The sequence below is a fragment of the Kutzneria sp. 744 genome (assembly GCF_000568255.1).
Taxonomy (GTDB): domain Bacteria; phylum Actinomycetota; class Actinomycetes; order Mycobacteriales; family Pseudonocardiaceae; genus Kutzneria.
Genome location: NZ_KK037166.1, coordinates 1341943 through 1355160, shown reverse-complemented (window position 1 = coordinate 1355160; position 13218 = coordinate 1341943). Strand labels below are relative to the sequence as shown.

At 71.3% G+C, this 13218-nt stretch carries 9 protein-coding genes and 1 pseudogene; 6 read left to right on the top strand and 4 right to left on the bottom strand.

The genetic code is table 11. From position 1 onward, the window contains the following. Positions 1-7: 7 nt before the first annotated feature. Together KUTG_RS05860 and KUTG_RS65990 are read right to left on the bottom strand one after the other, a co-directional pair. The gene (locus tag KUTG_RS05860; protein WP_043715477.1) at positions 8-559 is read right to left on the bottom strand and encodes an AfsR/SARP family transcriptional regulator; all 552 of its coding nucleotides are present in this window, start codon (positions 557-559) and stop codon (positions 8-10) included. A 34-nt stretch (positions 560-593) separates the two neighbouring features. Next, positions 594-728, bottom strand: a pseudogene (locus KUTG_RS65990) (helix-turn-helix domain-containing protein); the annotation flags it as partial. A 163-nt stretch (positions 729-891) separates the two neighbouring features. Here KUTG_RS65990 and KUTG_RS05855 point away from each other — a divergent pair. Genes KUTG_RS05855 through KUTG_RS05835 form a run of 5 tightly spaced genes read left to right on the top strand, consistent with a single transcriptional unit; the run spans position 892 to position 5473 of the window. Continuing rightward, on the top strand, positions 892-1806 hold the full coding sequence (locus tag KUTG_RS05855) for an NADP-dependent oxidoreductase (protein WP_043715474.1): 915 nt from the start codon (positions 892-894) through the stop codon (positions 1804-1806). 37 nt (positions 1807-1843) lie between these two features. Next, the gene (locus tag KUTG_RS52985; RefSeq protein WP_052394069.1) at positions 1844-2755 is read left to right on the top strand and encodes a LysR family transcriptional regulator; all 912 of its coding nucleotides are present in this window, start codon (positions 1844-1846) and stop codon (positions 2753-2755) included. Between the two features lie 56 nt (positions 2756-2811). Then, positions 2812-3705 carry an alpha/beta fold hydrolase gene (locus KUTG_RS05845; protein ID WP_052394066.1) on the top strand — a complete coding sequence of 298 codons (894 nt, stop codon included), beginning with the start codon at positions 2812-2814 and terminating at the stop codon, positions 3703-3705. Next, positions 3702-4685, top strand: a complete 984-nt coding sequence (locus KUTG_RS05840) for an NADPH:quinone reductase (RefSeq protein ID WP_043715472.1) — start codon at positions 3702-3704, stop codon at positions 4683-4685. Before KUTG_RS05845 ends, KUTG_RS05840 begins: the two co-directional genes overlap by 4 nt. A 47-nt stretch (positions 4686-4732) precedes the next feature. After that, complete coding sequence (locus tag KUTG_RS05835) at positions 4733-5473, top strand: dienelactone hydrolase family protein (protein WP_043715470.1); 741 nt, start codon at positions 4733-4735, stop codon at positions 5471-5473. 5 nt (positions 5474-5478) lie between these two features. On the opposite strand, the gene KUTG_RS05830 is transcribed toward KUTG_RS05835, so the two are convergent. Continuing rightward, positions 5479-11655: a type I polyketide synthase gene (locus KUTG_RS05830; protein WP_043715468.1), complete on the bottom strand. Its 6177-nt coding sequence runs from the start codon at positions 11653-11655 to the stop codon at positions 5479-5481. Between the two features lie 248 nt (positions 11656-11903). Here KUTG_RS05830 and KUTG_RS05825 point away from each other — a divergent pair, with 248 nt between their 5' ends. Then, positions 11904-12308 carry a hypothetical protein gene (locus KUTG_RS05825; RefSeq protein ID WP_052394065.1) on the top strand — a complete coding sequence of 135 codons (405 nt, stop codon included), beginning with the start codon at positions 11904-11906 and terminating at the stop codon, positions 12306-12308. Here the strand turns inward: KUTG_RS05825 and KUTG_RS05820 are convergent. Next, complete coding sequence (locus KUTG_RS05820) at positions 12288-13151, bottom strand: LysR family transcriptional regulator (RefSeq protein WP_043715465.1); 864 nt, start codon at positions 13149-13151, stop codon at positions 12288-12290. The two genes, KUTG_RS05825 and KUTG_RS05820, sit on opposite strands and share 21 nt — an antisense overlap. Between the last annotated feature and the right edge of the window lie 67 nt (positions 13152-13218).

Here is a 13218-nt window from a genome sequence, read left to right as displayed (position 1 = left end):
ACGAACTTTAGGCGCAGGACACTAGGTCGGCGTACTCCATGGCGACGCTCACGCGCTGGTTCGCGAGCGCCACGGCCGCCGGGTGGTGGCGCAGCCGCGTGTGGAAGCCGAGCAGCGGCGTGCCGCGCCAGCAGTCGAGGCTCGCCTGGTACAGCTCGTACGCCCGCGCCAGGTCGCCCATGCCGCGGGTGGCCCGGGCATGGGCGACGAGGGCCTTGAACTCCAGCACGTCGAGTTGGCCGCGCGCGACCGTGAGCAGGTAGCCGTCGCCCTTGCCGACCGACGACAGCCACGGCGTCTGGCCGAGCATGCGCCGCACGGCATCGGCATGCCCGCGCAGCAGCCGGGAGTACGAGGCCGGCGGCACGTCGCCCCACAGCGCGCGGACTACCTCGTCCCGGCCGACTTCCTGGTTGGGCTGGAGCGCCACGACCGCCAGCAGCGCCGCGGCCTTGGGCCGGAGCAGGCCCAGCTCGCGGTGGCGGCCCCGCACGGTCAGCGCGCCGAGCACGCCGATCCGCACGGTCTCGGCGGCCGGCGCCGGGGCGCCGTCCAGCACCTGTTGGATCTGCTTGCCGCGACGCCATGCGCGGGTGTCGATCTTGCCCGTTCTCCCAGTAACGCAGCGCCCGCACGCTGACCCCCGCCCGCACCGCGAGCTCCCGCTGCGTCAATCCGGCCGTCTGTCGACGCTGCCGCAGCGATCTGCCGAACTGCCCATCGTCCACGATCCGCTCCCCACCTCGGTCCGACGAGGCAAGGAGTAGTCGCCGGCGGCAAGTTCGGTGTCGGCGACGACACGCTGAACGACAAACGCCGAACACTCGCGGAACAAGCCCGACACCGGCAGGGTTGCCCTGAGCAGTCGGTTGTCGGAAGGGACGAACGTCGATGTCGAACACTTATCGGGCCGTCGAGTACCGCGAGCACGGCGATTCCTCGGTTCTCACGCTGGGGGAGCGCCCGGTTCCGGAGCCGGGCCGAGGGCAGGTTCGGCTGGCGGTGCGGGCCGCCGGGGTTAACCCGTTCGACTGGAAAGTGCGGCGGGGCCTGTTCGGGCCGTCGATGCCGGGCTCGTTCCCGGCCGTCCCGGGATCGGACGTCGCGGGCGTGGTCGAGGCGGTCGGGCCCGGGGTGACGGCATTCGCCGTGGGCGACGAGGTGCTGGGCGCCGCGTCCGGCTCGTACGCGGAGGTGGCGCTGGCCTCGGCCGACAACCTGGTGGCCAAGCCGGCCGGGCTGTCCTGGGCCGAGGCGGCCGCGCTGAACACCGGCGTGACCACCGCGTACCGGGCGTTGGCGCTGCTCAAGCTGGAGCCGGGGGAGACACTGTTGATCGACGGCGCGGCCGGCACCGTCGGCACCGTCGCCGCCCAGATCGCCGTGGCCCGTGGCGTGACGGTGATCGGGACCGCGAGCGAGCGCAACCACCAGTACCTGCGGTCGCTGGGCGTCAAGCCGGTGCTCTACGGGGACGGGCTGATGGACCGGGTGGACGCCCTCGGCCAGGTCGACGCCGCACTCGACGCGTCGGGGCGGGGCGGGCTGCCGGCGCTGATCGAGCTGACCGGCGGCCCCGAGCGGGTGATCACCATCGCCGACAACAACGCCGGCGACTTCGGCGTGCACTTCACCACGGGCAGCCCGGACGAGCAGGTGCCGGGCGCGCTGGCCGAGGGCGTGGCCCTGGCCGCGGCGGGCAAGCTGAAGCTGTCGGTGGCGACGTATCCGCTGGAGGAGGCGGCCGAGGCGCAGGACGAGAGCGAAGAGGGACACGTCCGCGGCAAGCTCGTGCTGCTGGTCTGAACTGTCTGACCGAGCCGACTGGTGAGACACTCGGCTTATGATCAGTTCGCGTCAGCTGGAGTACTTCCAGGCGGTGGCCCGGGAACTGCACTTCACCCGGGCCGCCGAGGCACTGCGGATCGCCCAGCCGGCGCTGTCGCAGCAGATCCGCAAGCTGGAGCGGCAGCTGGGCCTGGAGCTGTTCGAGCGCAACAACCACAAGGTCGCGCTGACGCCGGCCGGCGAGGCGCTGCTGGCGCACACCGAGCGCGTGCTGTCCGACCTGGTCGCGGTCGAGCAGGAGATGCTGGGCTGGGCCGGCGGCGTGCGCGGACGGATCCGGCTGGGCATGGCCCGCGGGCTGACGGCTCGGCTGGCCCGGGTGTTCGCGGCGTTCTCGGCCACGTACCCGGCGGTGGAGATCGAGCTCCAGGAGCAGAACACCAACGAGATGCTGGCCGGGCTGCACGCCGGCCGGCTGGACGTGGTGACGCTGGCGGCCCCGCCGCCGCCCGGCGACCGGACCCTGATGTCGCATCCGCTCGGCGCGGAGCCGTTGGTGTTGATCACCGGCGTGATGACGCCGCTGGCCCGGCGGCAGCGGATGAAGGTCGGCGAGCTCGACGGCGTCGACCTGATCAAGTATCCGCCGGGCTCGGCGGTCGGGGAGATCATCGCCGGCACGCTGGCCGCGGCCGGGGCGGAGCCGCGCGTGCGGTTCGAGACCCGCGACTACACCACGGCCCGCGCCCTGGTGAACGTCGGGCTGGCGGCGGCGATCATGCCGGATTCGGTGGCCCGGACCATCGGGCCGCCGGTGCAGGTGGTGGAGCTGACCCCGGAGCCGGTGTGGACGCCGTCGCTGGCCTGGTCGGGCGCGCGCCGTCCGGCGCCGGCGCTGGCCACGTTGATCGACTTCATGGTCGGGCACCCCGACCTGACCCTCGATGGTGATATCTACGACGACTGACCATCAGCTTTTTTAGGTCTTGGACATATGACGATCAACGGACGATCGTTGCCGTCATGACCGTCACCTCGCTGGCCGACGCACGTGTGCTCGGCCTGGCCAAACGGATGTCGCTCGACACCGGCTTCCCCCGCCAGCTCGAGACCGTGACGATGGTCGACGCCCATCCGCCGGCCCAGCTGCACCGCGTTCGACTGGCCGACCACGAGACCGTGGTGGCGCAGCGCGGCGACACCGGGCCGGCCGTCCTGCTCGTGCACGCGCTCGGCCTCGACCGGCAGATGTGGGAGCCGGTCATGGACGCCCTCGCCGTCGGCCGCCGCGTGTTCGCCTACGACGTGCGGGGACACGGCTCGGCCACGGGGTCGCCGAGCCCGTACACGATGGCCGACACCGCCCGGGACCTGATCGGTGTGCTGGACGCGATCGGCGTCGAGCGGGCCCACGTCGTCGGCCTCTCCTTCGGCGGCGGCATCGCCCAGACGGCGGCGGTGCTCGCGCCGGAGCGGTTCGCGTCGCTGGCGCTGCTGGCGACCACGGACTTCCCGTTCGACGCCTTCGAGGGGCGGGCGTCGTCCGGGGAGAACGACGGCATGGCGGCACAGGTCGCGCCGTCGCTCACGCGGTGGTTCACCGCGGACGCCCTCGCCGTCAACGGCGAGAGCGTGCAGTACGCCCGGGAACGTGTGCTCGGCGGCAACACCGCCGATTGGGCGGCCGCCTGGCGCGCGTTCAAAAGCCTTGACGTGCAAGGGAAGTTGGCGTCCCTGGGGGTGCCGACGCTCGTGCTCGCCGGCGAGGCCGACGTCTCGACGACCCCGGAGATCATGCGGGGCATCGCCGGGCGCATCCCCGGCTCGCACTTCCGGGTTCTGCCCGGCACGCCGCACATGCAGCCGCTGGAACAGCCCGGCCTGGTCGCCGCGGCCCTGACGGAGTTCTGGATATGAGGGCGGCCTGGTACGACCGCGTCGGGGCCGCCGATGACGTGCTCGTGGTGGGAGAACTGCCCGACCCTGAACCGGGGATCGGCGAGGTGCGGGTCCGGTTGCACGCCACCGGCGTCAACCCGGTCGACGTGAAGCGGAGAGCCGGGTCAGGCGGCCGGGCTATGACCAGCGCCCGGGTGATACCCGGGGACGATGGCGCCGGCGTGATCGACCGGATCGGGCCGCGGGTCCCGTATTCACGGCTCGGGGCCCGGGTCTGGCTGCACTGCGCCGGCCAGGGCCGTCCGTTCGGGACGTCGGCCGAGTACGTGGTCGTGCCGTCGGATCGGGCGGTCGCCCTGCCCGACTCGACCTCGTTCGAGGACGGGGCCTGCCTGGGCGTGCCGGCTTTGACGGCGCATCGCGCAGTCTTCGTCGACGGGCCGGTGGCCGGCAAGACCATGCTCATCACTGGCGGGGCCGGCGCGGTCGCCCACTACGCGATCGAGCTGGCAAAGCACGGCGGCGCAACGGTGTTGGCCACCGCCAGCACCCCGGAGAAGCAGAAGGCGGCGCTGGCCGCCGGCGCCGACCACGTCGTCGACTACCGGTCCGAGGACGCCGCGGCCGAGATCCTGGCCCTGTCCGGCGGGGGCGTGCAGCGGGTGGTGGATGTCGCGTTCGGGGCCAATCTCCCGTTGACGTCGGCGGTGATCGCGACGAACGGGACGATCGTCGCCTACGGCTCCGACGCGGTGACCGAGCCGGCGCTGCCGTTCTACCCGTTGATGCGCCGAAACGTCACAATTCGCGCCGTGCAGGTCTTCACCATGCCCGCGCCGGCCTTGTCGGCCGCCGCCGAGCACGTGAACCGGCTGCTCGCCGACGCCGTGCTCACGCATCCGATCGCCGCCCGGTTCCCGCTCACCGGGATCGCCGCCGCGCACCGGTTGGTGGAAAGCGGGGAAGCGGTCGGCAAGGTCCTCCTCTGCCAGCGGTAGGTTGAACGCACAACGTTTTCGCCGATCCGCGAGTGGAGTGACAGCACATGCGCAAGGGCATGGTGGACGTGCCGACCGAGGACGGCGTCGCCGATTCCTACCTGGTGGTGCCGGACGGCGGCGGCCCCGGGGTCCTGCTGTTCATGGACGCCTTCGGGCTGCGGCCTCGGATCGAGGAGATGGCCGACGCCATCGCCGCCCGTGGATACGCCGTGCTCGCCCCGAACCTGCTCCACCGAGGGGGCCGGGCGCCCCTGTTCGACCTGTCGGACCTGGCCGACCCCGACAAGCGCGGCGCCCTGTTCGGCCAGATCATGCCGCTGATCGCCGCCCTCACACCGGACGTGATCACCAGCGACGCCACCAGGTATCTCGACTTCCTGGCCGCGCAGGACGGCGTCGAGGCCGGTCCCGTCGTGATCACCGGCTACTGCATGGGCGGCACCAACGCCCTGCGGGTGATCGAGGCCCTGCCCGACCGGGTCAAGGCCATCGCCTCCTTCCACGGCGGCCGCCTGGCCACCGACCAGCCCGACAGCCCGCACCTGGCCGTCGGCAACATCACCGGCGAGGTCTACTTCGGACACGCCGACCACGACCACTCCATGGACGCCGACCAGATCAAGCTACTGGAGGCCGCCCTGGACGAGGCCGGCGTCACCTACACGTCCGAGGTCTACGAGGGCGCCGAGCACGGCTTCACCATGACCGACACCGCCGCCTACAACGCGGCCGGCGAGCAGCGCCACTGGGAGAACCTGTTCGCCCTGATGGAGCGCACCCGTTGAGCTGATCAGCGGTGGATCTCGCCGTGCAGGTGCGCGGCGAGATCCACCACGGTCGGCCGGTCGAACAGCAGGGTGGCGGGCAGGTCGAGGCCGGTCAGCGCGGCCAGGCGGCCGCGGATCTCGACCACGGTGAGGGAGTCGAAGCCGAGGTCGGGAAAGGGCTTGTCGTCGGGGATCCGGTCGGGGTCGGGGTGGCCGAGGACGGCGGCGAGTTCCTGGCGTAGCAAGGCTTTGAGCTCGTCCTCGGACGGGCGTCGCGGCCAGCGAGCGGCGGTCGCGGCGCGGCGTCCGGCGAGGGCGGGAAGATCCGCGGCGCCGTCGAAGCGGACGGGGATGAGCACGGGCTCGTCGGAGCCGAGGGCGGCGTCGAAGAGAGCGAGCCCCTGTTCGGCGGTGAGCCCGGCGATGCCGGCGGCGGCGATCCGGCGGCGGGCGAGGTCGGAGATCTGGTTGCCGAGCCCGGCATCCCAGAGGCCCCAGGCCAGGGAGAGCGCGGGTAGCCCGAGGGCGTGGCGGTGGTGGGCGAGCGCGTCGAGGTAGCGATTGGCGGCGGCGTAGTTGGCCTGCCCGGCCTTGCCGAAGACGCCGGCGACGGAGGAGAACAGCACGAAGGCGGAGAGCGGCAGGTGCTTGGTGGCCTCGTGCAGGACCCATGCGCCGTCCGCTTTCGGGCGTAGGACAGTGTCCATTCGGGACGGTGTCTGGGCGGCGAGGACGCCGTCGTCGAGCACGGCGGCGGAGTGGACCACGGCGGTCAGCGGGGGATCGCACTGCCGGATCAGGTCGTCGACGAAGGCACGGTCGGCGATGTCGCCGGCGACGATCCTGGCGTTGAGGTCGACGGGGCCGGGGTTTCGGCTGGTCAGCACCAGATGCCTGACGCCGTGCTCGGCCATGAGATGCCGGGCGATGAGGGTGCCGATCGCGCCGGCGCCGCCGGTGATCAGGACCGTGCCGGCGGGGTCGATGGGGCGTTTCGTCGAAGGAATCGCTCGGGTGACGCGAAGGGCGTGGGGGACGCCGTCGCGCACGGCCAGTTGTGGTTCGAGGCTGCCGCCGACGAGGCCGGGGACGCGGTCGAGCGGGAAGCCCGGGTCCAGGTCGACGACGGTGATCCGCTCGGGGTGCTCGGCCGCAGCGGAGACTCCGACTCCATAGGCCGCCGCGGCGGCGAGATCGGGGTCGGCACCAGTGGCGTTTCTCGTGACGAGCACGAGCTTCTCGCCGGTGCGCTGCCAGTCGTGCAGCTCTGCCAACGCCTTCGTGGTAGTCGATCTCAGGTCGCCGGCGGGAACCTCGACCACCTTGGCTTCGCCGGGCGTCCGCGGCACCTCGGTCCAATGTGGACTGTAGAGCATGGACTGAGGTGCGGGGAGCGGGCGCGTGAGCATGGACGCCACGACCGCGATCGGCTCACCGGCTTCGTCGTGGAGCTCCGCACGGATGCTGTCGGCGCCGGCGCTCAGCAGGCTGACCCGGGCCCGATTGCCGGTCGCATAACGGTCTATGCCGGTCCAGAGGAACGGAACCCTGGGCGCGGCCGGGCCTTCGGCGAGGGCCATCGCGTGTACGGCGGCGTCGAGCAGGACGGGGAAGGCGTCGGCCTCGACCTCGGCGAAGATCTCGTCGCCGCGTCGCCAGAGTCTTGTCACCGCTTGAAAGGCCGGGCCGTAGCCGAGCAGGTCGTAGGCGATGTCGATCTCGGCTGCGCCGGCGGGCGGCCATTCGTGCTGCCGGGAGGCTGGTTCCGGGAGCTTGAGGCGGCCCGATGCGTGGCGGATCCACTCGGTGTCGGCCAGGGCGTAGATGTCGATGCGCCGCTCGTCGATAACCACCTGGAGCTGGATCTCGTCCCGCACGGGCAGCGGCCGCTCGATGGCGAGCTCCCCGACGGCTTGGCCGGCCTGGAGCGCGATCTCGACGAACATCGTGGCCGGGACGATGTTTTCCCCGCCGACGACGTGATCGGCGAGCCAGGGGTGAGTGCGCAGGCCGATTGCGCCGCCGTGCACGATTCGCGGCGAGTCCGGGGCCTTCATGGCGGGGCCGAGCAGGGCGGTGGTTGTGGCGGGCGGTCGTGGGTCGAGCCAGTAGCGGGTGCGCTGGAACGGATAGGTGGGCAGGTCCGTGAGGCGCGCACCGCTGCCGCGGAAGACTGCGCGCCAGTCGACGGCGATGCCGGCGGTGTGCAGTGCGCCGAGGGCGTCGAGCAGGCCGGCACCGGAGTGGGTGGTCGAGATCGCCGGGGTGGTGGCGTGGCTGAGCACGGCGTCCGGACCGACTTCGAGGAAGATGGAGGTATCAGTGCCCAGGGTGGCCAGGGCATCGGCGAAACGGACGGTGTGGCGTGCGTGGCGGACCCAGTGATCGGCGTCGATGATCTCGATCGCACGGCCGGTGAGGGTGGAGATCAGCCGGATCTCCGGCCGGTGGTAGGTCAGTTTCTCCGCTACAGCACGGAATTCCTCCAGCATCGGCTCGATGAGCCGGGAGTGGAAGGCATGGCTGACCGTGAGCCGGGTGCTGCGCCGGCAGGTGTCGGCGACGGCCCGCACCGCCGCTTCGCCACCGGACAGGACCAGCGACCTCGGGCCGTTGATCGCGGCGATGGACACCTGGCCGTTCAGCAGCGGAGCGATGTCCGCCTCAGCCGCGTCGACGGCGATCATCACGCCGCCCGGCGGCAGCGCCGCCATCAACCGGCCGCGGGCCGTCACCAATGTCATCGCGTCGTCGAGCGAGAGGACGCCCGCTATGTGCGCCGCGGCGATCTCGCCGATGGAATGACCGACGAGGAAGTCCGGGCGCACGCCCCAGGACTCCAGCAGCCGGACCATCGCCACCTCGAACGCGAACAGCGCGGCCTGGGAGTTGTCGGTGCGGTCCAGCAGATCCCCGCTGAACGCCGCCTCGCGCACCTCGGGGGCACACGCCTCGTCGAAGGACTTCTTGAAAACCGGGAACAGTCGCGACAGTTCTCGGCCCATGCCCACCCGCTGGGCGCCCTGGCCGCTGAACATGAAGGCAACCTTCGCCCCGGCGCGTACGCTCTGCCCGCCGGTCCGACCGGCGGCTATGGCCCTCAGCGCAGCGATGTCGACGGCCATCGCCCGATGTGGCAACGCGGTGCGGGTGGCGAGCGTGTAGGCGGTGTCGATGTCATCGGGGGCGTCGAGAAGGCCGGCCGCGACGGCTGGCAGCGCGTTCTCGTCGGCCGCGCTGAGCAGCCAGGGAACCGGCGGGAACGCGGCGCGGTGCGGGATCTCGGCCGCCGGCGCCTCTTCGATGATCACGTGGGCGTTGGTGCCACCGATGCCGAACGAGGACACCCCGGCCCTACGGATCCGACGGCCGGCGGGCCACGGCTGCGGCTCGGCCAACAGGGACACCTGGCCGGCGGACCAGTCGACGCGTGGGCTCGGGTCGTCGGCGAACAGGGACAGCGGAAGCTGTTGGTGGCGCAGGGCCTCCACCATCTTGATCACGCCGGCGACACCGGCCGCGGCCTGGGTGTGGCCCAGGTTGGACTTCACGGAGCCGAGCCACAGCGGGCGGTCCCGGCGATGTCCGTAGGTGGCGATCAGCGCCTCGGCCTCGATCGGATCACCCAGCGGCGTGGCGGTGCCGTGGCCGTCCACGGCATCGATGTCCACGGTGGATAGTCCGCCGTCGGCGAGGGCCGAGTGGATCACGGCACGCTGGGCCCGGCCGCTCGGCGCCGTCAGGCCGTTCGATGCCCCGTCGGAGTTCACGGCCGAACCGCGCAGCAGCGCCAGCACCGGGTGACCGTTGCGCCGGGCGTCCGAAAGGCGTTCAAGCAGAACGATTCCGACGCCCTCGGACCATGCGGTGCCGTCGGCGCCCGCCGCATAGGAGCGGCAGCGACCGTCGGGGGACAGGCCACGCTGGCGGCTGAACGCCAGGAACGTGCGGGGCGTCGCCATCACCGTCGACCCGCCGGCAACCGCGAGCGAGCACTCGCCGGAACGCAGCGCCCGGGCCGCCCAGTGCAGTGCCACCAGCGAAGACGAGCACGCGGTGTCGACCGTGACAACCGGCCCGTGGAAGTCGAAAGTGTAGGAGATCCGGCCCGAGGCGACCGCGTGCGACGAGCCGATGCCCAGCCGCGCCTCGAGTTCGTGCGACTCGAACCGGCTCGCGTAGTCCTCGTTCATCACGCCGACGAACACACCCGTGTCGCTGCCGCGCAGCTCCGTGGTGTCGATGCCGGCGCGCTCGAACAGCTCCCACGACGTCTCCAACAGCAGCCGCTGCTGGGGATCGGTGGCGAGCGCCTCGCGTGGCGAGATCCGGAACATGTCGGCGTCGAAATCGGCGGCGTCGTGGAGGAAACCGCCGCGCTGGGTGGTGGAACCGCCGATGTGGTCCGGATCGGGGTGGTAGAGGCTGGTGAGATCCCAGCCGCGGTCGGTGGGGAAGTCGCCGGTGGCGTCGACACCGTCGGCCACCAGCCGCCACAGATCCTCCGGCGACCGGACACCGCCCGGATAGCGGCACGCCATCGCCACGATGGCGATCGGCTCGTCGTTGACCGGTCGTGCTCGGACGGGTTCCGGCGTCGCCCTGCCCGCCCGAAGCCGTTCGACCTCGGCGATCACTTCGCCCGGCGTCGGAAAGTCGTACACGAGCGAATGAGACAGCGTGACCCCGGTGATCGCGGCGATCCGGTGTCGCAATTGGACACTGGCGATCGACGTCAGCCCGAGATCGGTGAACGTCCGGTCGCGCCACCGGTCTCCGCCGTCGTGACCGCACAGCGCCACGATCTCGGCCCGCACCGCCGCGACCAGGTCCGATGTCGTTGCAGTGGGCGAGGATCTGGCGGTGAACTTGCGGCGCAAAGGTTTGCCCGAGGCCGTTCGGGGAATCTCGTCGGCGAGCTCGAAAGCTACCGGCACCTTGTGCAGCGACAGCCGACGCAGGCAGAGCTGCCGCAGCTCCTCGGCGTCGAAGGCGCCGTGGGCCGGCACGATGTGCGCGACCGGCACCTGGCCGACCATGTCGTCGGCCCGGCCGACCACCAGCGCGTCCAGGACCGACGGCGACTCCAGCAGCACCGCCTCGATCTCCAGCGGGTGCACGTTCTGCCCACCGCAGATGAGCACGTCGTCGATCCGGCCCTCGACCGTCAGCTTCCCGTCCTCCAACCGGCCGGCGTCGCCGGTGCGATACCAACCGTCTACAATGGAGTCCGTCGGGCGGCCGTGGTAGCCGAGCATCAGGCCGGGGCTGCGCACCTGGATCTCGCCGTCGACGATCCGGACGTCCACACCGGGCAACGGAGCCAGCGCGTCCTCGCCCGGCCGCTGCACGGCGATCTTGCCGCCGGTCTCCGTGCTGCCATAGCCGTCCAGCAGCGGCGCGCCGAACAACCCTTGTGCGGCAGCGCGTGCAGCCGGCGTGCAGGATGCCCCGGTGGTCAGACACAGCCGCGGCGACCCGGCGCCCCGGAACTGGAGATATGTCGTGGGCACACCGGCCAGCACGCAACCGGGATGGTGAGCGAGAACCTGTTCCAGATCGCCGTCGACGATCCTGGTGTGGGCGCCGACCGTGATCGAACCGACGATGGCGAGTGAGAGCCCGTAGGCGTGATGCAGCGGCAGCGGCCAGACGAGGGTGTCCTGTTCGGACAGACCGAACGTCGGGGCGTAGCAGGCGGCGGTCGACCACAACATCGCTCGCTGCGTGGTCAGCACGCCTTTGGGGCGACCGGTCGTGCCGGATGTGTAGAGCAGCCACGACGGGTCGTCCAGGGCCGGCTCCTCGCGTGGCTCGCGCCAGGCCGGGCCGTCCTCGACGATCACCGTGCGCAAGTCCAGGCCCCGCACCAGATGCGCGTTCCGGGCCTCGGTGACGATCAGCGTCGCCCCGGAATCCCGTGCTATGTGGGCGAGTTCGTCTTCCGTCGCGCGCACGCTCACCGGGACCGCGATCGCCGCCGCCCGCAGCGTCGCCAGCAGGTGTTCGACGAATTCGACGCGGTTCCCGATGTGGATCAGGACCCGGTCGCCCCGGTCGACATCGAGGCACCCGGTGCCACGCAGTTGGCCGTAGGTGATGGTGCGGCGGCCGTCGCTGTACGCCGGCCGATCGGCGTCATGGCTGCTCAGAGACGTCAACAGCGGCCTGAGCAGGTCTTCCCGAATCTCGCTCCCCACCACACAGGTCTACCCGATGACCGCCGCCAAGTCGCGGTGTTTCAAGGGATTCCCCGCGCACTGGTGTGCTGGGGACGAACGGATTGCCCGCGTGCGCCTATCTTTTGCCGGTCCGACCAAACCCAGCACCCGTGGAGTGCTCAAGTGGAGTCCCGGTCGCGCTCCCGCGCGGCGTTCGACGATCACGCCCCTCGCGCGCATCCTCGACCAACGCGGTAGCCCAACCCTGCTCGTAGGGAGAGGCAGTCATGACCGCTCTGGCCAACACCGGTTCCGAGGCACAACTGTTCGGCGGCGACCACATCGTCGTCGGCGAGAGCGCCGACGCGTTGATCATGCGCGCCGGCTTCGCGGCCGAGGTGAACGGCATTCTGACCCGCTGCCTGCTGCGGGCCCCGATCATCCTGTCGATCGGGCGGCAGCGTGAGTGGATCTTCATCACGCAGGCGAGGACCCAGCTGCGCACGGCGACCTGGGCCGACCTGGTGCGGATCCAGGTCGGCTACCTGCCCGTCGGCACGGTGGTGCCGCTGCCCGGCGACTCGTCGGAGCGCCGGTGGTTGCAGCGGCCCGTGTTCGGCGAGTGCGCGCCGCCGTGGAGCGCCGTCGTCTCCGCCGCCCGGTCGGCGTCGTCAGTGTGCGGTTCCTGGTGAGTACAGCTCCGTGAGCAGGGCGATCGCCGCGTGCGTTGCGGGATGCGGGTCGTGGCGGCGCCAGATCAGGTGCACCGGGACCGGCGGCGCGTCACGCACGCGGCGGTAGACGATCCCGTCCCGGCGGTACTGGGTGACCGTGGCCTGCGGCGTGATGCCGACGCAGCGCCCGGCCGCGATGGCCGCCAACCAGTCGTCCACGTCGTTGGTCGGCATTAGCTTCGGCTGTTTGTCCGGCGGCCACAGGTCGGCGGTCGTGGTGCCGGTGCGGCGGTCGATCATCAGCACGCGCTCGGCGATCTCGGTGAGGGTGATCGACCGCCGCTTGGCCCACGGGTCGTCGGCGGCCATCACGCAGTAGCGGGGTTCGCTGCCCACCTGCACGTGCGAATAGCGCTGGGTGTCGATTGGCGTGCGGACGACGGCCAGGTCGCAGAGACCCTCGGCCAGGCCGCCGGTCGTCGTGTTCGTGCGGACGAACAGCAGCTCCACGCCGGGATGGCGGACCGCCCAGCGGCGTTGGAACTCGGCGGTGTGCCGGCCGATCGCCGACCAGGCGTGGCCGATGCGCAGCCGGGTGTGGCCGGTCGTGGCCTCGCGGACCAGGTTGTCGGCCTCGGCCAGCACCTGCCGGGCGCGGGCCAGCACCTGCACGCCCGCGGTCGTCGGCGTGATGGAACGGCTCGTGCGGTGCAGCAGGCGCACGCCGAGCACGTGTTCCAGCGCGGACAGCGTGCGGGACACCGCCGCCTGGGACACGCTCAGCTCGATCGCGGCGTCGGTGAACGTGCCGGTGTCCACGATCGCGACCAGGCAGCGGAGCTGACGCAGTTCGAGATCCATGCGTTTATCGTATAGATGGCGTGTCAGATGCATTTTGCGTATGTGTCGGCGCGGCGCAGGCTCCCGC

What these genes read in the sequence shown, in the direction of transcription:
- KUTG_RS05855 (WP_043715474.1), top strand. Translation starts at nt 892, where the DNA reads ATGTCGAACACTTATCGGGCCGTCGAGTACCGCGAGCACGGCGATTCC.
- KUTG_RS52985 (WP_052394069.1), top strand. Translation starts at nt 1,844, where the DNA reads ATGATCAGTTCGCGTCAGCTGGAGTACTTCCAGGCGGTGGCCCGGGAA.
- KUTG_RS05845 (WP_052394066.1), top strand. Translation starts at nt 2,812, where the DNA reads ATGACCGTCACCTCGCTGGCCGACGCACGTGTGCTCGGCCTGGCCAAA.
- KUTG_RS05840 (WP_043715472.1), top strand. Translation starts at nt 3,702, where the DNA reads ATGAGGGCGGCCTGGTACGACCGCGTCGGGGCCGCCGATGACGTGCTC.
- KUTG_RS05835 (WP_043715470.1), top strand. Translation starts at nt 4,733, where the DNA reads ATGCGCAAGGGCATGGTGGACGTGCCGACCGAGGACGGCGTCGCCGAT.
- KUTG_RS05825 (WP_052394065.1), top strand. Translation starts at nt 11,904, where the DNA reads ATGACCGCTCTGGCCAACACCGGTTCCGAGGCACAACTGTTCGGCGGC.
- KUTG_RS05820 (WP_043715465.1), bottom strand. Translation starts at nt 13,151, where the DNA reads ATGGATCTCGAACTGCGTCAGCTCCGCTGCCTGGTCGCGATCGTGGAC.